22 protein-coding genes and 1 pseudogene are annotated in these 22536 nt (G+C 50.4%); 2 read left to right on the top strand and 21 right to left on the bottom strand.

The annotated features are described in order from the left end of the window. The 20 genes from AB6E52_RS20430 to AB6E52_RS20525 all read right to left on the bottom strand — a co-directional run. The coding region (locus AB6E52_RS20430; RefSeq protein WP_372189972.1) for a tyrosine-type recombinase/integrase at positions 1–579 on the bottom strand (579 nt) is incomplete at its 3' end. 314 nt (positions 580–893) lie between these two features. Beyond that, positions 894–1448: a hypothetical protein gene (locus tag AB6E52_RS20435; protein ID WP_372024233.1), complete on the bottom strand. Its 555-nt coding sequence runs from the start codon at positions 1446–1448 to the stop codon at positions 894–896. Positions 1449–1526: 78 nt separating this feature from the next. Further along, positions 1527–4322: a conjugal transfer protein TraG N-terminal domain-containing protein gene (locus tag AB6E52_RS20440; RefSeq protein ID WP_372024230.1), complete on the bottom strand. Its 2796-nt coding sequence runs from the start codon at positions 4320–4322 to the stop codon at positions 1527–1529. Position 4323: 1 nt separating this feature from the next. Further along, complete coding sequence (locus AB6E52_RS20445) at positions 4324–5730, bottom strand: conjugal transfer protein TraH (RefSeq protein ID WP_016790720.1); 1407 nt, start codon at positions 5728–5730, stop codon at positions 4324–4326. Beyond that, a complete protein-coding gene (gene trbB, locus AB6E52_RS20450) occupies positions 5727–6143 on the bottom strand; it encodes a type-F conjugative transfer system pilin assembly thiol-disulfide isomerase TrbB (RefSeq protein WP_016768055.1) in 417 nt (138 codons plus the stop codon). Before trbB ends, AB6E52_RS20445 begins: the two co-directional genes overlap by 4 nt. Positions 6144–6227: 84 nt before the next feature. Beyond that, positions 6228–7007 (bottom strand): type-F conjugative transfer system pilin assembly protein TraF, encoded by a 780-nt coding sequence (gene traF / locus AB6E52_RS20455; protein ID WP_372024275.1) that lies wholly within the window; start codon positions 7005–7007, stop codon positions 6228–6230. Positions 7008–7011: 4 nt separating this feature from the next. Continuing rightward, entirely contained in the window at positions 7012–8709 is a 1698-nt protein-coding gene (traN, locus tag AB6E52_RS20460) for a type-F conjugative transfer system mating-pair stabilization protein TraN (protein ID WP_372024228.1), read from the bottom strand. Beyond that, positions 8706–9401 carry a type-F conjugative transfer system pilin assembly protein TrbC gene (gene trbC, locus AB6E52_RS20465; RefSeq protein ID WP_372024226.1) on the bottom strand — a complete coding sequence of 232 codons (696 nt, stop codon included), beginning with the start codon at positions 9399–9401 and terminating at the stop codon, positions 8706–8708. Before trbC ends, traN begins: the two co-directional genes overlap by 4 nt. Positions 9402–9490: 89 nt before the next feature. Then, positions 9491–10504, bottom strand: coding sequence for a conjugal transfer pilus assembly protein TraU (gene traU / locus AB6E52_RS20470; RefSeq protein WP_372024224.1), 1014 nt, complete (start codon positions 10502–10504; stop codon positions 9491–9493). Further along, positions 10501–11166 carry a type-F conjugative transfer system protein TraW gene (gene traW / locus AB6E52_RS20475; RefSeq protein WP_372024222.1) on the bottom strand — a complete coding sequence of 222 codons (666 nt, stop codon included), beginning with the start codon at positions 11164–11166 and terminating at the stop codon, positions 10501–10503. The genes traU and traW overlap by 4 nt, the downstream gene beginning before the upstream one ends. A gap of 8 nt (positions 11167–11174) precedes the next feature. Next, on the bottom strand, positions 11175–11510 hold the full coding sequence (locus tag AB6E52_RS20480; protein ID WP_135458918.1) for a TrbI F-type domain-containing protein: 336 nt from the start codon (positions 11508–11510) through the stop codon (positions 11175–11177). Next, a complete protein-coding gene (traC, locus tag AB6E52_RS20485; protein WP_372024219.1) occupies positions 11500–14082 on the bottom strand; it encodes a type IV secretion system protein TraC in 2583 nt (860 codons plus the stop codon). The genes AB6E52_RS20480 and traC overlap by 11 nt, the downstream gene beginning before the upstream one ends. A 2-nt stretch (positions 14083–14084) precedes the next feature. After that, entirely contained in the window at positions 14085–14450 is a 366-nt protein-coding gene (traV, locus tag AB6E52_RS20490; protein ID WP_016790712.1) for a type IV conjugative transfer system lipoprotein TraV, read from the bottom strand. A gap of 9 nt (positions 14451–14459) precedes the next feature. Further along, positions 14460–15929: a TrbI/VirB10 family protein gene (locus tag AB6E52_RS20495; protein ID WP_171763003.1), complete on the bottom strand. Its 1470-nt coding sequence runs from the start codon at positions 15927–15929 to the stop codon at positions 14460–14462. After that, entirely contained in the window at positions 15919–16662 is a 744-nt protein-coding gene (traK, locus tag AB6E52_RS20500; RefSeq protein WP_372024216.1) for a type-F conjugative transfer system secretin TraK, read from the bottom strand. The genes AB6E52_RS20495 and traK overlap by 11 nt, the downstream gene beginning before the upstream one ends. Beyond that, positions 16659–17228, bottom strand: a complete 570-nt coding sequence (traE, locus tag AB6E52_RS20505) for a type IV conjugative transfer system protein TraE (protein ID WP_016768462.1) — start codon at positions 17226–17228, stop codon at positions 16659–16661. The genes traK and traE overlap by 4 nt, the downstream gene beginning before the upstream one ends. Positions 17229–17236: 8 nt before the next feature. Beyond that, a complete protein-coding gene (gene traL / locus AB6E52_RS20510; protein WP_016768463.1) occupies positions 17237–17539 on the bottom strand; it encodes a type IV conjugative transfer system protein TraL in 303 nt (100 codons plus the stop codon). A gap of 18 nt (positions 17540–17557) precedes the next feature. Next, complete coding sequence (gene traA / locus AB6E52_RS20515) at positions 17558–17851, bottom strand: type IV conjugative transfer system pilin TraA (protein ID WP_069593581.1); 294 nt, start codon at positions 17849–17851, stop codon at positions 17558–17560. Between the two features lie 471 nt (positions 17852–18322). Further along, positions 18323–18520 carry a hypothetical protein gene (locus AB6E52_RS20520; protein WP_372024213.1) on the bottom strand — a complete coding sequence of 66 codons (198 nt, stop codon included), beginning with the start codon at positions 18518–18520 and terminating at the stop codon, positions 18323–18325. A gap of 365 nt (positions 18521–18885) precedes the next feature. After that, entirely contained in the window at positions 18886–19089 is a 204-nt protein-coding gene (locus tag AB6E52_RS20525; protein ID WP_372024210.1) for a TraY domain-containing protein, read from the bottom strand. 678 nt (positions 19090–19767) lie between these two features. On the opposite strand from AB6E52_RS20525, the gene AB6E52_RS20530 reads away from it, so the two are divergent. Next, on the top strand, positions 19768–20607 hold the full coding sequence (locus AB6E52_RS20530) for a hypothetical protein (protein ID WP_371979996.1): 840 nt from the start codon (positions 19768–19770) through the stop codon (positions 20605–20607). A 949-nt stretch (positions 20608–21556) separates the two neighbouring features. Continuing rightward, entirely contained in the window at positions 21557–21808 is a 252-nt protein-coding gene (locus AB6E52_RS20535) for a hypothetical protein (protein ID WP_371979995.1), read from the top strand. Between the two features lie 579 nt (positions 21809–22387). Here AB6E52_RS20535 and AB6E52_RS20540 read toward each other — a convergent pair. Next, positions 22388–22536: pseudogene (locus tag AB6E52_RS20540) on the bottom strand (IS91 family transposase); the annotation flags it as partial.

Genomic DNA, 22536 nt, shown 5'->3' on the forward strand with positions numbered 1-22536 from the left:
TGAAAGCAACAATGCATCTTCTAATTCAACCCCAAGATAGCGGATTGTATTATCTACCTTGGTATGACCAAGTAGTAGCTGCACCGCTCGGATATTTTTCGTTTTTGCGTAGACTAACGTCGCTTTTGTTCGCCTCATCGAGTGAGTGCCATACAAGTTAGGATCCACCCCCAGATTAGAAGCCCATCTCCTCACTAAGTATCGATAGTACGAATAGCTAATCGGTTGTTGCTTTCGCCTTTGGCTTGGGAAAATAAAATTGTTGTCATGTAGCGAAGCCATCAAAATCCATTTCATTAGACTCTGCTGAGTTCTTGTCGTTATCTCTAATTGAACTTCAATATCTGTTTTGCGCTGGATATGCTTAACGCGGTTAAATATCCTATCTTGCGAAGATACATCGCAAACTCTGAGAACGAGCAAATCACTTGCTCTAAGTTTGCTATCAATAGCTAAGTTGAGCAACGCAAGCTGCATCAAATTATTTTCAATTTCTAATCTGGTTCTGATCCGCCAAATTTCCTCAAGCCGAAAAGGCTTTTTGACGCCACTTCGTTTCGTTTTGTTGAAAACTACCATGATGACCTCCTTTTTAATTTGGTCATCACGATTGTAGTTGGAAGGAAATGGACATAAATCGTTTAGAGCCGATGATCTAACTCTTGCGTCCCGCATGCCCTGATATTGCGTAAAAACGATCAATCTTTATTGGAATCGACAACGACGGTGTATTGCATTAGTTTTCTCCAAGCGTAATCAAGCAAGCTTGGCGCCTCGTCAGTCGCCTAACTTGGGTGCCAGTGGCGGGGGGAAGAATATCTTAGTTGTTATCACCCATGAAAAAGGCACGCCGTGTGGCGTGCCTTTTTAGAGTGTGGTTGGCGTTAAGGAGGCTAGTAGTTAAAGCCCACCAAACGGTGCGATTGCGGCACTTGGTCGTAACACGGGTATTTAGTTTGTAGACCGTACTCGATGAGTGCTGTCGAAGACATAAAAGAAGCTGCGCCATCATACGCATTGAATCGATTAGGCTTGAATTTCAAATCCTGCTCTAACCCATACCAGATAATGTTCTCTATGAACTCGGTCGGGTTTTTCGCGTTGTGACTGACCGTTTTCAAGTTGCCGCCGGCTGGACAAAACCACGGCACCACATTGGTCTGGATTTGTTGGTTAATACTGCCGATGTGCGCGGTCTGCATTCCCCACAAAAACGCTTTGAGCTTGGCGTACTGCTCGGTGCTAGGTTGATCAAGGTAACGGATGAAGTAGGACAGGTTGTCAACCTGTTCCATCTTCTCTTGCTTATATTTTGATAAGTCATCCGATTGATACTTGGTGTTCAGTTTCACGATAAGCTGCTCTAACGCGGGGCTTTTGTGCCACGGCTGCGCCATAGCTGGTAGGCTCACCAACACACTGAGTAAACCGCCTATTATCCATTTCATATGTCACTCCAACCCTCACTAATATAGGCACCATATTAACATAATTTACTATGTGTTTAAATATACAGCGCTGTGTTTTTAACCATTATCTTTAGGCGGCATGAGAGGATAGCCCGCAGCGGGATAATTGGCCACTTCAGTCGATTTAATGGGGGTGGTATCAACTTCCGCCTCGACTTTCTTTTGCACTCCATGATTGCCTTCGACGGTCGGCGTTGGGGTCGTTTGCACCTCATTTTGCAAATGTCCCGCGTAGAGTAAAGCATTCCCTTTCACGTTATGGTAAGTGCTGTCGACAAACAACTCACCACTCTCATTGACCTTAAACATGTCAGCGGCCACCTCCTGTGTTTTGGCTAACGATTGTTCAGCGCCTGTATTAGTCATCGTTTTTTGCTCAGGCGTGAGCGTTGGCGTTTGCCCTAAGTCCTTGGTTTGATACAAAGATTTGAGATCATTGAGTGACGCTTTTGAGGTGTTGATGCCGTATTGCTCCTGAAAGCCATCGGTACGGGTGTAATCCTCAAAAGCGCGCCTAACGTCTTGCATGTCTTCCGGCTGACTGGCGTTCATCAAGCGGCCCACTTCTTTAGGACTATTTTCTTCTAAATATTGCTGGAAACCTGTGATGGCACTGGCACTGAAATTCACCGTGTCGTTTTTCAGTCTCGATTGCATGTGGCTTAGGCTGTCGACCTGTGCGTTCGATTCATTGACTGCGGCCGCGGTTTGTTGAGTGCGCTGCGCATTGATCGCAAAGTCGTGCGCGTATTGCTCAGCTTCACTGCGATTTTCTTTCGCATCGAGTGTGCGGCCTGCGCGCTGCATCTCCGTCGCCCCTTCACTGTATTGCGAAGTCGCTTGGGCTAGGGCTTGTTTCTGCTCCGCGTTCATGTGACTGAATGACTCTCTATCCTCCTCACTCCAACTGGCACCGGCTTTGGCGCTCGTCCCAAAAAATTTCGGGGTGCCCACTTCAACGCCGGCATTTTTCGCCGCCACATACGCCTGCGCTTGATCATGCGTCCAGCCCATGGTCTCAGACACACTCTGAATCGCCGAGTCCATTTTCGAGTGGGATTGACTGATTTGCCCTTCGGTCGACATCGTTTGACCGTCGCCATAAGAGCGGTTTTTACTCCAGTTGTCGTTCCAGCGGTCACTTTGCTGGAAGCCTTTCGAGAAGCTGTCGTTGAAACTGTTCATATTCTGCGTCTGCGCGGTTTTTGCGTCCGAATATTGGTCGTTGACGCTGTTTTGCAGCATGTTCGAGGCTTGCGCTTGCCATAAGGGTTTGGATTCTGCTTCCTGCGCGTTATACAGCCTGCGGCCATCTTCATTTTGTAAGCTCGTAATGCTTGACCCATCCCGTTGTTGAGCGGTGTTCATCCCGGTTCTTAGCAGCATGTTGTCATCAAACTTGTTGGCTGAGGTGTTGTTGAGGCTGTGGTTTTGCATTTGCAGATTACCAAAGTCCATGTTACCGGTGGAAGACGCCGCAGAGACGCGGGCGTTGGTACTGTTGATCATCCCCGCCAGTTGGTAGTTCATGGCTTGCGCAGCGGCCACGCCCCCTTGCAATATTTTCCCCGCAAGCACTGGAATGGTCATCATCAAAAATCCGGCCATGTAGCCGTAGCGCATGTGCAGCTCATCAATCGCATTGCTGTTCGATAATGAAAGTCCTCGCATTGGATTCGCGGTCGCGCTTGAGTGCGACTCAAGAGTCCACGTCATGATCGCATTGAGTATCGCAAACAGGGCCGGCCAAGTGGCGAGGTAGGCGAACGTCTTGATGTAGTTGGTTAGAACCATCTTGGTGAGCGCCGGAATGAGCGCCGCCGCCGCGACCATGAACCCTAGACAGCTAAACAGGGTAAAGAGCATCGTGTGCAACATCGGGATAAACTCTCTGGCCTGCATGCCAAGGGTCGCCCACATCGAGGTTTGTTGCATCTTGTTCGAGGTGTACGCGTAATTCATCGCACTGGCGGACGGGTCGAGGGTGTTGATGCTGTAACGCATCGCGTTCATCGCCATGTTGTGCTTGAGGACATCGACCGCGTTGTTGCTGATACCAATGAATTTCTGATAACTGTTCGACATCGCATTTTTTACGTGCGCCTTATAGGTCGACGCTTTGTCGCCGTGCAGGTAAGTCGCAATCAAATCGAGCTCAATCGCCGCGGAGGTGGTGAATTTGGCCTTGATGTCAGGGTACACCTCTTCGCAGGTTTTAAAGGTTTGATTGAGATCGTTGAGTATCACACCGCGCAGTGGGCTCATGTTTTTGGTATCTAAGAAAGCAAACGTGTCCGGCGCGTTCATGAGTGCGTTCCAGGTGTACTTTTTATTGATTTGGATGTCGCCAATAATGCAGTTTTGGAAAAAGTCATTCCATAAACGGCGCAGCGCCACGTCTTTTAAATCACTTTGACGCGACAGCTGATACAACTCGGACCCAAACATCATGCCGGTGCGACCGTAACGCTCATCGTCGGTGGTGGTAAAAATGGACTCGATGGCGTCGGCTGTACCGACCATCATGGTCGAAAAGAACCACGTCGGCAGGGCAATGAGATAGGGCACGTTGGCCACCGAATACCCCGCCGTTGGCTCGGTCTTATCGATGACTTGCATGGTGACGGTTTGTTTTATCAACATCGAAGGCACCAGGGCGAACACAATGGCCCAAATGTAAATGTGTTTGGGGTTACGTGTCGCCACAAAGTACGCGTAGGTCATCGCGGCGCCTATCATTAAAGAGATGGACATCATTGAGGCGAACGATTGGCTGACAAAAAAAGTGGCGATGGCATTGAGCGCCTTTTGTATCGCCGCGCCTTGGGTGTAAGTGTAATATTCGAGTGTCACATTAGCCTCCAAAGGACAGGTTCTGCAGCAGTTGTTTGTTGATTTTGCTCATCGCTTCCGAGTCGCTCTCTTTATACGCCTGCGTCAATTGCTCTTGGGTCAATATCACGCGTTTCGCTTTGTCTGAGAGTCCATTGGTGAAGTCGCGAGCGCGATCGATGTCTGACATGATTAAAGCGATGTCCTTGCTGTCCACTTGCGTGTGGTTCAGTGACGTGGTCACCACCGTCAGCATGTTTCTGAGGTAGCGGGTCAGCAACTCAACCGAGATGACGCGCGCGTACGCCGAAAAGTTCGGGTAACGGTTGCTTCTGACTGAGCCGATGAACACCGCCAGCACCGGCGTGTCGGTGTACTCCAAAAAGCTTTTTTGATTGTCGGTGAGCCCCGTATCATTGGCGACACTGATGTATAAGGCTTCTAACGTTTGACGAATACGCACTTCGAGCCCTTTGTCTTGCGCTAAAGTCAGCTCTTTTTTCTGCGGAGACAAACAGGCTTTCTCATCGGTGTTATCACACTTGTAATACTCAATCTTCCCCCCTTTGAGCATCGCGTCCACTAAGTTATTGTTGTCCGCTAACAAGGAGGCGTAGTATTTGGGGCGACCGTTTGCGTCATAAATATACGTCCCTGACAGGCTCATCAAAAATTCAGCCAGCGCTTTATCTCCGGCTAACCAGCCATTTTTAAGCGCCGCTGACCAAACGATGTTGTGGCTGGTCTTGGCGATGTCTTCCAACCCAGCGCTGCCATCCGCGCGAGCGCGTGCGACCTGTGCGTTCGACTGACCGCCCACACCACACTCCACTTGCGCGCCGACCCAATCATCAAATACGTTGCCTTTGGTGCCGATGGTGGCGCAGACGTGCTTTTTCGCCGCCGGACCGCCAAAGGTAGCGGCCAGTCCACTGACCCCCGCCTGCGCCGCTTCACAAGAGTTGATCGACTGATTGAGAAACTTATCGGCAATGTTTTGCAGATTGTCACGAATTTGTTTGATTTGTGGCGCCCAGACTTGAAGCGCCAGGTCGACCGCAAACGGCGCCGCGTTTTGCACCACCGCTTTGCCAAATTGCACGAGACCGTCGGCGTTGATATGAGAAAATCCCCCCATGAAGGCGTCAATCCCGCCACAACCCATTGAGACCTCGGGCAAGTGCACGCTCATGAGCTGCGCACTTTTTATGGGGGTGCGAGCATACAAAGAGCCGCCATTGTAATAATTCGCGGCTTGGCCTTTGAAAGCATTGGGGTGGGTGACATTGGCGTTGTAACCGAGACCATTAAAAAAACCGTCTAACGACGAATTGACGCCGCCGGCGTAGGAAGCGCCAGTGAGTAACCCGCTGAGCATTAAAGCGATAAGACGGGCTCGCCCTGGTGGGGTGTGGTGAGGTCGGATCATCGTATGGCCTCTAAGGTGTCGGCATCGCTTAAAATGTGGCGAATGCTGGTTTCTAACTGCACCTCCGACACATCGCCAATAGACACGCGCACAAACTTCTGAGAATTGACGTTTATCAAAAACGTCGCGGGTACCGTGATGTTGCGGGGATTGTCAAAAAACATCTGACTCACCGCGGGCGTCGCCGGAATAGGGACGGGGTAATGAGGAACGGCTTGGCCATCCAGCGAAAAGGCGTACGTCTGCAGTTGTTGCCGATGGGTCACTCGTTTGAGTTTCGGTGCAAAACGGTGGCAATAAGGGCAATCACTGCGAAAGAAGAACACCATCGCGTAATCGTCATTGGGCGCAGCCTGCACCGTAGCGAAAGGCGAAAGCAGCAAAAAGAGTAAAGTAAGGGTGCGTATCAACATGATGATGTTCTCTTGGTTTACCGTCATTTAAGGACGTGAAGGCGCAAAACAGGGGAGAGATTTGAAGCAGCAAGACTCTGCGCGCTAAAAATCGGGCGTTTGATAGTCATTGGCGACGTTGTAGAAACGCCCCAACAACGCGGTTTGTGAAATAAACCCGTAAGCGAGCGGCTTCATCTCACCCGTATTGGGGTTGACTAAAATCAGGGCAGGCGCATAAGGCACCTCGACTTTGTTGTCGTTATTGCGGTTATCTCGAATGCCGGAGACAAAGGTCTTATCACGCGATAATCCTAAAATCTCAATCCCGTGCGTATCGGAAAAGGCTTGCAGCGACGGGGCCAATTGCTGACTGAGACTGTCTTGGCCGTCATACACAAAGAAAAAACCCCAACCTTCGTCGCGCATGTGCGCCACGGCGTCGATTTTCTTCTCCCGTTCGAGCTTGTGATAGGTGCCGCGCGCCGCAAATTCAGCCGGGCGATCTTTGAGGTAAGAGAGCTCAGGGTGTTGGAGTAATACCTTTTTGAACGTCATGCCCGTTTCACTGGTGCGCTCACCAATGTATTGGTGAAGTTGCATGACCGTCTTGAGCTTGTCCTCGTCTTTCGAATGGATGGTGGCGTCGTTGAGCGCTTCCTTGTACGTCTCATGAAACCAGTCCATCTGTTCGGTAGCGCTCATGATCCTCGTGGTGGTATTGGGCTCAAGGGGTTTTGGGGGCGGCGGGGTGAAGGTTGGGGCCGCATGGGGCTCGTTATACCACTTCCAACCTTGCGGGTTAGACGAGGCTTGGGCGCTGAACGCGCCCATCACTCCCAACATCAGGGCGACCCTCACCAAAGGGGTCGAAAAAGAGGGCATCACGTTATGGATCTCCTAAAGCACTGGATAACCGATGTTGAATTTCTTGGCTAGACGGCAAGTGGGTGTTGCTGTTCATCTCACCAAAGAAATCCGAGAAATCGATATCTTCAAAGTTAATTTGCTGCATTTGCTCTGGGGTGATCGCCCCGCAGATGGGCACTTTGGCGGTGCCCAAGCTCAATCCCAGTTGGTCGCGCGTTCCTTGCTCTTGAATAATGCGCGCCAATAAGCTGTCGAACACGCAATAGGTTCTCTTCTTGCGTAAGCATTGTCCGAGCACTTTTTCTGCGCAGTAACTGCCGAGATAAATGGTCAATTTGTCATCTTTCGCTTTACCCAGGGCTTTTTCTTCTTCGCTGCACTGCGCGAGCCCCACATCGGTGCCCCAACCGCCATCTTTACAGCAGTCCGAAATGCCGAGCATTTTTTTTGTGCACTTCTGACCTTGCCCAGTAAAGATGAGAGGCGGATCACCGAGCCCTTCTGCCGCTTTGGCCAGCGCCGCTAAAGCCGCCGCCGATTCATTAAAATCACTGGAGGGCTCCGGCGTGCCCGCATAGCAATCACCGTCGAGACAAAAACTTTCTTCGCCACAGGTTAAGTTGGTGGCGCTGCAGCGCTTCTCTGGGCAGGATTTTTTGAGCTCTTCCTCGATGCACACGCCTTTTTGTTTGGCACTGCAATGCGTCGCGGTGGTGGTGCAATCGGTCGGCAGCGCATTACACGTATTGTCCCTAGAGCATTGGTGGTTAACTTGGTACTTCCAGCAATCGAGCGTGGTGGGTACGCCGTTAATTCGGTGTGTGCCTCGCCCCTCTACACAAGTTTGCGACACGACTTGACACTCACTTAATAGGTTGCAATGAGTGGTCCAGGTGAGGGTGTTTTTGATGCAGTTTCCGCCTGAAAGCGTGAAGTCAGAGCGACAACTCAGTGTCGCAGCAACAGTGGTGTTAACAAGTTTACAAGCCTGTCTTCCTTGTCCTGGCTTTAAATAATGGCCTCCGTAATTAGCCCAAGTTGAAGTGCGAAGGTGGTAACGGGTACCCTCCCAGAAAATGAAGGCAGAACCTTGCGTACCTACTTGGAAGCCATACTTGATTCGTCCATAAAAACTCTCATAACGGCAGTCTTCAGTTGGTATCACGCATAACCTCCCTTGAAGAGTTCCTCTTGAGCAACTGTAAATCACAGGAGACGTGACCGCGGTGAACGTCGGCATTTTAGTGCAAGGCACGGTGTTATTGGTCGGTTGACGACACACTTTGGGAATGTCATCGATGACGCATTGTGTCGCGTTATCACAATCCACGTATTGATTGGATAAGCCATGAGATATCTCATAAGCATTATCCTGGACCATGAGCGCAAATTCATACGCGGGGTCGCTTTTCACATCCGGTCGGCCTTTATCAAAACGGGTTTGCACGGCTTGCGCCTTATCATTGGACTGATAATGAGTGCGCGCGTTCGCGTCCATATTGCCGTCGTTCAGCTGAGCCTGCTCAGGGTTACGCAGATCATTGTCACACCCTTGCCCCGCGCAGTAATCTCCCACATCGAGCTTCCCCTTCGCCGTTGAAGGGATATTTTTCTGTGCGCTTTTCACCCAATCTACATTGTCGTAATAATGGTCGCCTTGGCTTGCGAATGCGCCGCTAACGATGGCCAGGCTCGCGATCAATAGAACGTGTTTCACGGCTGCCTCCTTAAGACGGCATTCACCACCTCGGGATTGTCACCACGAGCCAATTGATTCAGCGCATCGGGGATCGATAGGTTGCCTTTAATGAGGTCATAGTCCGTTTCATTGCAAGGCTGCTTGGGTAAGCACTTGCCGGGTTTTACCGCCACAAACGTTGGCACTTCAGTCACCGAAAAGGTCCGAAACCACTCAGGGTTAATGGCAAAACCACTTTGAATGGGTTGGTCTGGTTGATGGATTTTCAGTAGCGATTGAATGCGCCTTGCGGTCGCCGGAAAACCGCTTGGCAACACACCGCGTATCACCAAAGGCACTTGCCATTGCTCACTTTGTTTTAAAAGCGCGCGCAAGGACGCCTCTGGCATGGTCAAAGACACAAACACCATGACCCCCGTTGGGGCAGCTTTGGGGTTTTGCGTTGGCTTGGGAATATCAATGACGCGCTTAAGGTGTTGGGGTTTGAGCTTGTCTTGCCAAAAACGTGCCATGGCTTTCGCATCGGATGCTATCTCATCGCTGGCGCGTAACTGGGATTGAAGATGACGTTCGAGCTCTGACGGCATGGCTGTTTGCAACATTGTTTTTTCAAGCTCGGTGAACGCTTGAAGCTCTTCTTGAGTGTACGCGTGACACTGCGTCGCCGCGCACAAGGCAGCCGTGGCGACTAGGGAGTGCAAGGGGGACATAAAAACCTCAAATAAATAAAAGCTCCACGCAAGCGTGGTACTCCTTTTGACGGGGCAGGCAAGCCTACCCAGCCAAAAGCGAGCTCAGGTTAAAGAAACACGCAATTGCGCTTACGCCACTGAACGTAACCGAAGTTATCGCCCGTAGTGGGGTTATCGTGGCCCATTTCCCAAATGGTGGTCGTCGTGGTGTAAGGGTGACACCATGCGGCGTCCGTGATCGGCGCGCTCATTTGATAACGGTATCGAGACTTGGGTAAGATTGGCGTCGGGTATTGATAACAGACCGCCCCATCTTCGCCGCGCGTCTCCCACACCATCCCTTGCCGGTGCAATTTGTAATTGAGCCGCTCCATAATGAGGGTGCCCGCTTGTATCGGGGTGTCTCGATAGTTGGTGTTGCCCGTTAACGGATAAGCGCTGCCTTGAGAGCCCAAACACCAAAACAAAAAATCAAACGGGAGCACCACATTGGTCGTGGTGGCAATGGACTCCGGTACGCACGCTAACTGCGCAATGGGGTTACCAAACAAAATCGCTTCGGGGTTTAAGATAAACGCCAGCTCGTCGTCGTCCCACAGAGGGTCGACCTCGGTCAGGTAGGCTACATCAAAGTTATCGGTGGCCATGCACGCCGCCGATTGCATCAATTGAAGCCAGTAGATGAGGGGGTATTTGTACCAGTGCGCGTGATAAAACCCGCCATCACTCGAACCGGAATCGCGCGCGGTGGTTCGACCGCCGAGTTTTTGCTGATTGGCGCCGGCCAGTTGCATCCCCATATTGACCATGCAATAAGGCACCCGCGTCACATCGGTCAGCGCGTACGGCTCCCAATAACCAATGTTTAACCCAATTTGCATGAAAATCGGCGGCGGTTTTGGGCAAAACGAGATCGGCATTGTGGGGTTGTTGGTGTCAGGGTAAATGGATGGAATGAGGGGTACAGAGCCCAGCGTCATCGGAAACAGGCAGCTCCAACACACGTCGGTGATGGGGTTGATAAATCGGCTGACGCACGCGGGCCCTCCGGCCTTCGCGGTCGAACTGACCAACAGTGACCCACACAGAACAAGTAACCCGAATAAAGGTCGGATTTTCATGGTGACTCTCCCACAACAATGTGTTGCACATCAAACTCTTGAACGCGCCATGCGTGCCCCGACTGCTCGACAAGACTGGGCACCGCTTGGATGTGAAGCCGGTCGCTGAGCGTCCCTTGTTGGTCGAAGTACATGCGGGTATTGAATCGTTTAGCGGCTTGATTAGGGCTACCACCGGTTAAAATGTAGCGAAGGGGTTTGGCGTGCTCTAGGTTGGCCACGAACTCAACTTGCTTGGCATCGCGCGCATCAAAAAAAACCAGCACGTTTGAATACTCAAACTGCGGTAATTTTGCGCCCGTTGGCCAAGTGCGGGTATCAAAGGGATTTACTCGCGTCCCCGCTTTGGCAAAGACTCGCCCCTGGGCGTCGGTTAAATCCTTGGGCACCGTGATGCTGGGATCCACCAAAAACGTTTTGGGGGTGGTCGTGGTCGATAAGGAAAGCGGCGGCGGCGTTTCCACGCTTTGTTTCACTTGCTCAGCAAACTCGGTGTGCATTTGCTCAAGTTTACCCGTTGCCTTGAAGTGTTTAAGCCGCGCCTCTATCCACGTCAGCATGTCGATTTCGCCAATCGGGAACGTCGATCCCATTCGACCTAAGTCCTTCGCCACCGCCCCTAACGAAAGCAGCAGGGCGAAGACCATCATCAGGTGTCGCATACTGACTCCTACGGCTCATAGCGCTCAACAATGGCACGTTGGATGTGCGCGGTGATGTCCGGTGTGCCGCCGACGACCGCGGCGCTGACCAACACCACTTGCCCTTGCTCAGTGGCGTAACGTGCCACTTCTTCGTTCATGACGTGGGCAAAGTGCGCCAATTTATCCGTTTGCTCCGGCAGAGAAAGGGGGGATTTCAGCAATTCTTTATGGTATTGGTCGAGGGTGCTTTTTACGTCCATGCTGACTAAGGGAGGCGGCGACTCCAGCGCTAAGGTGGTCACCACCGAGGAGGCAATACTCACGCACGCCACTATAAATAGGCCGTGTAAATCAAACGTCATGGGAAACCCCTTGTGCTTTTTGTTGAAGCGCTTGCTGATAGTCGGCGATTTCTTGACCGTAGAAATGTTGCGCGGTCGCTTCTATCGCTTCGATACTCGGCATGCCTTGTTTCACTAAGTTTTCGCAGTATTCAAATTCGGTCGCTTCGGTGCTGTAGCACGCTCGCGTAAACGGATCGGAAAACACGCGGTGATAGGTGGTGTGGCCACCGGCTTTGATGCGCACGCAGCTGTACCCGGCGTCCCCAGCTCGTGGGAAACTTTTGATGATCCCTTGTTCCATTTCGTTGAACGCCTTGGGGTTGTCTTGCAAAAACTTTTCAAAGCCTTCGCCTTGGCGCAGCGTAATGTGAATGTCGGAATTATCGTAAGAGGCGCGCGCTTCTTCGTTCACAAAAAAGTCCCCAATACCTTGGGTCACCGTACAAAATGATCCCCCAAATTTACGCGCGGTTCGATAACCGGTGTTAATGAAACTGCGCGTCTGGGCATTGGTGCCTGACATCAAGCTCCAGGCCTCTTCGATGATGCACATTTTGGGGGTTGAGCGAGAGCCTGAGAGGTACATCTGCTGGTTGATGGACACAATCAGCGCAAACACCACCGGACGCAGCACATCTTCAGGGAACCCTTCAAGCTCTAGGGTGGTGATATCCACCGTGGGATCGAGCATTGAAGGCTTATTGAACGTGTCGCCATAAATGCCCTTTGCGCAATATTTATTCAGTTGTACGGCGATGTCTCGAATACGGCGATCGTGGCCATGTTCATCGGCCAACGTAAACAACTGCGCTTGGACGTCATCCACAATCGTTATCGTGCCATTGTCCTCCCACGCCCGTAAAATGGCGTCACCCAGCACCGCCATCTGATAGCCTTCCAATTCAGCATGAGGCGACGCGATGGTCGCGAACAAGGCGGTGATGTTGCTGAGCGCTTCTTTCATCGGGTCGACGTTCTCTCCGTCAACCGGCTCGTGATGCGCGCTGTTTTTGACTTGTTCTAGATGGGTGAACGGATTAAGGAAAATATTGGTGTGATTGAGGTAGGTGCCCCCGAGCATCAAGGTGAGCTTTTTGTAACTGTCCCCTTTGTCGAGGATCCAACACTTCCCCCCTTTGGCGTAGACGCTGCGCACCAAGCCCTGGGTAAAAAAGCTTTTTCCCGCCCCCGAGCCGCCGGTTAAGGCGATGTTTTTGTTGTCACTGCCACAATGAAAGGGATCAAAAAACGAGATTTGCCCGCGCATCGTCGGCAGCAACATGCCACTGACCAGGCGTTTAAAATCGAGCACCATCGGAAAGAAATTGACCACGTTGGCACTTTTTAACGTTCGGACGCGACCCGCTCGACCACAATCCTCCCACACGCCTTCGCTCATTAAAAACGGCAGCGCACTGAGCACGCTTTGACTTTGCATCATGATTTGCTCTTTGATGTCGAGTCCCGTGGCCGAAAACGCTTCTTTGGCCGATTGTACATCATGGCGCTGCTGCGCTTTATGGGTAAACAAGGTCAAGTTCAACACCATCGAGCACACCGAGGTCGCTTTGTCGGCCAACCCCTTTTGCAAGGTCGTGCGCTCTTCCAACTCTTCACCCGCGGTGGGCGAAAACATGGCCATCGGAGATTTCAGTGTTTTGGTCAAATCATTAATTTTCTTGTTGTTCTCGTGCTCAAAATTACCCGTGACGTTGTGACGAAAACTCAACGACAACACATGTGGGCACGTCAACATGCGCGAGACATTACGAATTGATGCAAACGCTTCGGGCATCGCGTACAACCGAAAGTCGGTGGGGGCTCGAGAGAGTCCCATGCACACGGTGCGCCCGCGCGTCTCTTGACCGAAAGGATTGGTGTGACGCGTTGCAATGTGATCCCGTTTGATGATCATCTCGGTATCCGGCGACAGCACTTGGCGGTTGATCGGGTCGAACGGGTTATAGTCACGCTCAATCGGGCGGTCTTGTTTGGCATCAAAGTTCAAGAGATCACCCGCAAAGGTAATGAGCCCTTTGGGGTCGACCCGCGCGGTCTCAACACCGAGTTGCAACAGCGCCGTTTCCATCGCCGCGCGCACGTCATCCAACTTGTCGGTCTTTTTCTCTTTCGTCGACACGAAGAAATACGCGTCGTAATCGCGCAAATCAAACTTATGTCGCTGACGGTGGAAAAAACCTTTCGCCGCAGAAAACCCCGCGTAGCGCACTTCTTCTTCGGCCAAACGTTGGCAAATGCCGCCTCGCTTGGCCATGATGTCCCCATTGGCTTCTAAGTAATGTGCGACTCGATTGTGACCAAACATCGACAGTTGATAATCCCACTTATCGCCTTGAGGGAAATCCATCACCATCTTGTTGAGCGACATCACCAATTCGTCATTGGCCCCGCCAAGCACCGTCAGCTTAAGCGCAAAGCCATACGATTTTCGGTTATGAAAGAGTTGGGTCTGCGCATCAAAGTCGCGGTACGGCAATTCATGATGGAAGTGGTTTTGATGCTGATTGGCGTCGGCGACTAAACCGCCAAGCCCCAACGAAGGTTTACGTTTCAACAGTTGACTGAGCATGCTTAATCCTTCCAGATAGCATTAGCGGGACGCCCAGACCAACGACTTTCATCGAGTATCACGTAAATATCCGTGGTGTCGACGTAATGCCCGAGCGTGTCCGTGAATGGGAAAATGGTGATCTTTCTCACCGTATCTTGAGTGCGTTTAGGCACCCCTTGACGATCGCGCCGTGGCAACGTTAAGAACACATTGTCAGGGGCCGCCTGCGCCGCAGACACTGGGGAGGTCCCCATCGGTTGGCGCCGTATCTCATCCATGGTGGTGCAACCGGATGTGCCGCCCACCTGCGTACAACTGAAATCTTCGCCCAGGCCTGCCGCGCAGCCACCGAGCAACAAGGGTAAAAACACAATGAGTTTGTGCATGACGTTTCCTTATTTTTGACCAAACGGCGACGACGGCACTTGGATGCCTTGCGCGTTGATTTGGTTCGCTAATGGGTTCTGAGTCACGTTGCTGATCACTTCCATGAGTTGATTCGATTGAGAGGACTGCTCTTGGGCTTGGGCCTGTTCATACTCGGCCGCTTCCAGCGGATCGAGCGGGAACCCCTCCAGAAAGACGATGTTGACCACCGAGCCTGGATTGATTTCAACAATGGGGTGATACATCTCTGCCAGCCCGATGTAGTAATCGGCCAACTTCGCGCCCACCGACGCGGTGGCATTCCCCAACAAATTGAGGCCAATGTCTTGGCCCGAGACGCTGCTCGTTGAGCCAAGCGCCGAGGTAGACGTGGTTTCCGACAAACCTTTACCGGCTTCCCCAAGCCCCGTCAAAATGCCAGAGATGCCGGCCATCTGTACCACTTTGCCATTTTTTAAAATGGTGGTACCGCGAATGCCGTTACGACCAAAATTGAACACCGTGCCTTTGACCGCCACGTCTAAAATGTCTTTATTGTCGAAGATGCAGCTCATGCGGTGAGTCCGAACTATGCCCCGTGACGATGAGATCTCCCCGTAGGTCGCCCCTGTGATGGTGCAATCTTTGAGTTTGGAGGGCTTACCATTGGGTAAGATGCCGTTGTTCAAGGTCTGAAAGACCATGGGGGTGGTATCGCCTTGCCCTAAAACGCCCGCATTCGCGTCCGCGCCGCCCGTCACGACCGCCGTGACAAACGTGCCCGTCGGAACATAATTGTCCGTGGTTCGGCGGGGCGCTTCGGTCTCTTCCTGCCACGAAAAATCGGTGCTATCAAACTGATGCTGAGCAAAGGAGCGTTGCTGGCGTGGGGGGTAAGCCAGAGTGTCGAGGTTGGGGTTGTTGTCTGAGGAAGGCAAAGGCCGAGGAGGGAGCCTCGCTTGTCCAAACGTCTCATCGCCACCCACCAGGGGATACGCGGCCTCACCGCCATCATTGAACCCATCCACAGGCGGTGAGGCCGGGCTTTGCATCGCCGCCATCTTCGCTTTCAGCTCGTCCACCGTGCTTTGCATTTCACGCCGCACCTTGTCTTCCACCAAAGACGCCGTGTCCAACTTGGCGCTGCGGATACGCTGCTCGGTCTCTTTTTTAAACCCTTGCATCTTCCCTTTCAGATCGCGCATCTCTTTGGTGAGCGTGGCAATCAACATCTGTTGCTGAGTGAGGGCCGACTGGTTGTCTTTTTCTGTGAAGCCTTTATCCACGATGGCCCCAAACTCCACCGCTGTCGTGGGCGCCACTTTGACCGTTTTAGGGCGGGTGTACTGGTACACCCCAAGGACAGCCAACACGAGAAACAAGACAATCACGGACGTAATGTGTTGATTGCGCTTGGTGGTCTCGGCGTTGATGTCTCCGCCACGGTCAAAATCGCCCTCTTTATCGCTAAAAAAGCGTTCTCTGAATTTATCGAACATCGCTCACCCCTCCACCCGTGACCAAGTAAAGCTGAGTGCTCTCGTTGGGGCCAAGCGTTAAACGGTCGAGCGCCGCACTGCGCGCCGCGTAACTGTAAAACTGCGCCGTGGTCAACGTGACGGTCTCATTAGAGCGGTTTTGGACCTCGTAAATGATCCCCGAGTAGTCTTGCCCGACAAACACCACTTGCGGAATAAAGGGTAAAGCGCCCTCGTCAGGCGGTAACGTGTCAGGGTCGACCGGATGCACGGTGAAACCGGAAACTGGCGTCCCATCGAATTGCCAATGCATCATTTGCTTAGTGAATTCGGCCAGCGCTGAGGGGTAATCAAACGCACGGTCGAACACTGAAGGTTGTTGACGCTCTCTGTCCGAAGGTAAAAACTCCGTCACCACCGACGGCGTCGCTTTAGGGCTCACAAACAGTGAGAAGACCCGCCCCTTACTGGTCGTGACGTGAACATTGAACGGCAATTGAATGTTGATTTTCAGCGACACCGAGCCCGTCTTATCCTTTTGATTGGCGGTCGTGGTACAAAAGCCACTGGGGCAGGTGATGTTGACGATTTTATCGTCCTTGACCATCAAACGGTTGATGTTAAGGGAAGACAGGGTGACGGGGATGGTATCCCCATCGTTAAAATCAATTTCTCGTTTCGCCACATTGTCGGCCAGCGATAACGGGCTTGATAAGGCCGCCAGTAACGGCACTAAGGTCAGCAGGCGTTTCACGAGGGTTCTCCTTCTCTTTTAATGCCAATCAGCTCCAGTACCCCATGGGGATACGCCATTTGCACGACATACGTGACTTTTTCAGGCGCTAAGTCGCGGTCACCCACAGACTTGTAGAGCGTGCCGGTCTGTTTAAACTGCATCGTTCCCAACGCCACTAAGGCGCCATCTTTATCCGCCACAAATCGACTGGAGATGTTGCTGGTCGTGATTTGTTGCGCGTCCGACAGCAAGGTCGGTTGAACAGCCGACCAGGACTCAGCGGGCACATAATCGAGCAGTAACCCGTATTGACGGGAGACGCTGGCGGGGGTGATGTCGTATTTCAGGTGCAAGAAGTAACTGCCCATCAACATCAAATACGACTCATCCACATCACCATTGGACACCGAAAACGCTTGTGAGAGCGTCGGCGGAACCAGCGTTCGGCTCTCTTTGAGTGAGAGGTAGGTCAACGCCGCTGCGAGCACCACACAGGCGAAGCTGGCGGTAAAAAAGCCCACCGCTAAAAACACGTTGAGCATTTTACTCATCGCCAACAGGTCTTTTTTGTTCGAAATTTCCATACGACTCCTTAAGACAACCAATAGCGTTTAATCGCCGGTGGGGTATGTTTGAACAGCATTTGGTTAATCGAAGCGCTGCCCCACCAATAAAGGGCGTAGGCGACGATGTGTTCACCGTATTGCGTTTTTATGTATCTCAATCCCATAAACCAAGCCGCCGCGAGGACAAAACCAATCGCGTAGTGTTTGGCAAAAAAGCCAAGCGCAAAGATGCACACCGCAGGAAGGAGCTCTTCTCTTGGAAGGCCGCACAGGCGTTTGCCTGAATTGAGGTACTTGGGAATCGCGTAATACTGCGCTTTATTTTCCATGTCATCGCCGCCTTATGATTACGCTAAGCCAACCAGTGGCTTCACCACCTCCCAGAACATCATGCCGCCCGCAAAGCCACCGACGGCGCCAAACCAGTTGCGCGATGTAATGCCGACCACCGCCGCGCTGAGCGCGGAAAAGCCGAGCATCGCGGTTTCAATCCCCGAATCATCGCCCGCGGTTTCTTTCACCATGTCTTTACCCGTGGCAAATAAGTCGGCGGCAAGTGCGGGCTGGGCCAGGGCAACCGATAGAATGGCCACGCCTGCCAGCCATGGCAGGGGTTTAAGGGGTGTTTTTTTGACTTGCATAGGAAAGTTTCCTTGTTTCTAAGAGAACAAGACGCCGCGACGCGACGCCAAAAAGCGACCAGCCGAAAGACCGGAAGAGTTTACTCACGCGGTTAAGCGCAAAAGAGAATAGATAAAGGAGGGGTTCCCCCCGTATTATCTCCTTGCCGGATAGACAAGAAGGCGTGGTATTTTTAATGCGGTTTGGCTTTTCAATGCTCACTGACGGTCGATAGGACACAGAGTGTTTTGGGCGAGACGCTTACAAGACTGACTCCCCAGTGAGTTAAGTGTTGGCATCACTCACAGTTTGACTGTGAACAGATGGTTTTCTATGCCGTTTTCAGGGGTAAACCTCTGTCTGGTCAGTGAGCATTGAAAAACATTTACCCTATCCGCTGACGCGGTACTCCTTTTGTCTCAATAAGAGGCTTCGCCTCGTTATCGCAGCCAAAAGCGAGTGAATGGCCAAGCCTAGCGCACGGTGGTTGCTCAGTTAATTGAACTTTCTCCTGTGTTGTTATGCTTGTCCGCTGCGTAGAGCGCAGTTTGCGCGAGAGCACGATACGTTTGGGATAGCGCGCCTTGCTCGTCTTGTGTTAAACGCACCCCGTTGGCCGGAATAGCGGCTTGCTCGATGACATCAACCCAAAATCTAAGCTCTTGAATGGCGGTCATTTTTGATTTCATGGGGTCGCTCCTCTGCGTGGTTTATTTTGGTTCTCTCCAAAGCCCACTGTAGAAGTAGGCTTTGGAGATTGTCTCTACCTGACCGCCGAGACAGTAGGCGGGGCTTATTCACATTTCGGGTCATTCACACAGTTCAGCCATACCAGCTTATGCACTTCCATTATCTATAGGTCATGCATCCGGTCGCCATAGCGGTCAATAAGGTCTGTTTCAGTGAATTCCTGTCCTCCGTCACTGGTTTGCTCGGAGTGACCCACACAAAACAAGTTCCGTGTTAAGTCGTTCATGGCACAAGTTGTTAAAGAGCAAATCGACAATCGTTTTGATGTCATTGATCCCATTCGGGGATCTTTTTTTGGAAAAAATTACGGTTTATCTTTGGGTACTTCCCAGTTCACACCGAACACATCAAGGTGGTGCTCTAGGCGAGCTTGGGCTTCCGCGCGTTTTGTACGGCGATTGTGAGCCGTTGAGCTCTCCAGAATTTGGTTATGTTTGCCTGAGAGTTTCACGTTGACGTGTGTACCTTTAGGGCTGGATGATTTTTGGCTCAAAACGGCGTCGCCCATTGCTGCTATTTAACATAATGAATATAATGCGAACCAATTTAAGATATTGAAAAATAAGGATATATTGAGTATATTTTTGAGGGTGTGGTTGAAAATAAAGCGGTTAGAAAAATATAAAGGCTATGAAATTTATATTAATGAAGTATAATATGTGATTACATATCACAGATTTTAATGATGGTATGTAACTTATTGATATAACTACGTATAATATTCATTATGTTAAACGATTTTGTGAAAATGTGATTTAAGGCTTGAGCCCCATAAAGTAAGTGCGCTATAATTAGCGCAGATTCTTAAAGTGAAAAGTGCATTACATAGCACGCTACTACATAGTTTTCTATGTAGTGTATTTTTTAAGAATTGAGAGTGTGTTAGGGGTGAGATCCTAACTATATAGCATTCGCAAAGCAGCCGTTCTCCCAGAAGTGAACGGCTTTTTTGTGCCTGAAATTTAAGCATTTGATCTTTCTGACGATCTTGTGTAAATTAAAAGCTCATTGTTTGGACCCTCAATCCAAACAACCCTAAAAACCTTCTGGAATCAAAATATGAAGAATCCCATTGTGTCTTGCCTATGGCAAGTGACTCTCAGACTCCAGACCTCAGTATTTACCGCATTGACATCAGATCCTCACATTCTGATCTCGTTGGGTTATGGCTTAGAGGGCGAGTCTCATGTTTGCAGATAACCTTGCACCAGCGTTAGCCAAATCCCAATACGACAAAGCGTACCGTTTGATGCGTAAAGCGCGTAAGCGTGAACTCATTGAGATGCACCATGACGTGCTTAATCCTAAGCCTGCTCAATCTGAGACAGAGCTTGACCAGGACGATTATGCTATCGGCTTTAAGGCTCGACGTTTGCTTCGTAGTGGTGACGTGGTCAATCTTCCCCACGAGTACGCTTTTATCTTGAAAGCGTGCCAAGAGTTTATCAATAATCCACAACGGTTTCCTGCGCTATTCGCTTGGGGAGGCGCGGCGATCAATAACATCCAATGCCGAACGCTGATTGCCAAAGTATTGGCTTGTATCTTACCTAACACGGATTTGATTGGTGGCCGTATTGGTGTGCCGACCGAAGCCGGTTTGAAAACCATCAGCTATGACCAGCTCCAGGAAGACTACGCGTTACGTTGGGGCGAGTATATCTCACCGAAGTCGTTCGCTAAGGTGATTCGATACTTGCAACGTGCGACTTACTTGTACAGCGAGCGCATTAATGTGTGCGTTGATGATGCCGAAGGTACGGTGCGCAGCGCAGCCGCTTACAAGCAATTCACAGAAGCCTTCTTTAGAGACATTAAAGTGGTGCGCTATCCTAATATTTGCGAGTTGATCATCGCCTCTCGCAAACGTATGGAAAAGAAAGGCTTGCGTTTTGACTGGCTAAACTTCCGTACCATTGCTTCTGGCATTCAGGAGATCTACAACGCGACGCGCTGTAATGATTTTGCTAAGAACGTGGCCAACCTGTTCATAGCAACGCCCCACCACTCCCCTTCTCCACACTAGCTATAGAGAGGTATCCGCTTAACGGCGGAGGGTTTTGCACGTCTGTAGCGCATTTTTGGTTAAAGATTCACCAATCCTTCCCGTGTTTACCAAAGTTTAACCTTTATGCTCGTCCCCTACCGATCGTTTTGAATCGTCTTTTCATGTTAAATCTAAAAGGGGGTGCAATAAAAGAGTATAAGAAAAGAGCACAAAGGTGGCATTAAAAAATGGACTGCGGTTATGTGTACTACGTAGTTAAACTTCGTATATAAATAAATATTTAGATAAACATTAGATAAGAAGTTAAGGTTCACACTGGCTGCTACATGCTTGTATGTAGAGCCAGTGTGAAGCCGACAAGCGATAGCGCGTCAGTCTCATACTCAAGTCTAGCTTGATCGATCCTACAACAACAGTCGCTTCGCTCAATGGTACCCACAGCCAGCATTAAACCAGGATGAATTAAAAAAGAACAACGCCATCGCTGGCTGCGCTGGATCTTTCTTTTGTCATTCGACAGGAAACTACTGAGCATATACATAAAATTTAGTGGAACCACCAAAATAACCACGAGTCAAATCAACCAACAACGTACGTCTTACTCGCTTCGCTCGCGCATTCTAGCAAGGCGAAGGGCAATTTTCGTGCCGTTGGTATGATCTATTCATTAAACTTAATCTGGAGGATAAGTCCTTATCTTACTCACTTCGTGAGCGCGTTCTGGTATTCGTCGCACAGCGACTCATGGGACTGAAAGTGACAGGGTAACCGCCTTGATTTTCTGCGAAGATATTAAAGGTTGATCTGTGAATAGAGCTTACAAAAACATTGGTGATCACAATCATTATAAGGATTACTCTAGCTGATAAATGCCCCATTGCGTGTTTCGAACAAGGTTCTACATTACGGCTAGTAGCCCATTATGCTATAAATTATCTAATGTCATTTTTTAATCGAGAAACGACTTATGAACAAGAAAAGGTTGTCAGAAAAAGAACTACTTGATGGTATCACACCCGATACTACCCATGCTGATGAGCTTGCAACGGTATCATGGGATGAACTAGGGCTAGAGTTCTCAGAAAGCGAATATAAAACCGCTATGAAGAGAATTGAATCCCTGTTTGATGTGGCTGAACCAGGCACCCCCGAAGGTGACGAACTTGAAAAGTTGGTGATTTGGGTTGAAGCGTATGAAGAAGAGCACTTCCCATTTTAAATTAGCTAGCCCACCACTGACTAACATTTAGCCCGAAACGTTTCAGAAAGCATAATTTCAGCAACAGAGCTAGCTAATGTGCAAAATATGCACATTACTTATCAATCAACTGTTGAGGTGTTTCCTCGGTAGTTGAACTGTTGCAATTTTTGCTCGAATAAAGAGAAAACTCAGTTGTTGCAGAATCTGAAACAACTCATACCTGCCCATTGTTGGTTTCGTCAAACAGCCTACGCACTCAATTGGGTTAATTCTGACCAAATATATATAATCTGACACCCAAAACTCACAAAGTACAAAAAATAGGCGTCAGAGTTCAGTTTTTGACTCAAATGAACTCGCTAGTTTTTGCTCTGCAAATTGCACTGAAATCGTTACAAACTTTTAAAGCAGCATAGAATTATATAGCCTTGAAGGTAAGGAATCTCAATATTTCCTGACCTGAACAATCGCGGCATAACTCATGCCAGAATGAGTGCCTGACTGACCTAACTTCTGTCCTACAATTTAAAGTCGAGTGTTAATTGAACACTTTCACACTGTTTTCGCTATTTCAGATACACTCATCCTGCGAAATGCCTAAATTGACCTGATTTGGGCTTGAACCAGAGCATGGTGGACCAGCTCTGACAGCGGCTCCCCAGCCCTAAAGCGAAGAAACGTTAAACGGTGCCCACAAAGAATGCACTCAAACGGGTCAACCTTCACATACCCTTTCAGCATGGCGG

Source organism: Vibrio sp. 10N.247.311.13, from assembly GCF_041467595.1.
In the GTDB taxonomy this organism is placed as follows: Bacteria; Pseudomonadota; Gammaproteobacteria; order Enterobacterales; family Vibrionaceae; genus Vibrio; species Vibrio crassostreae_C.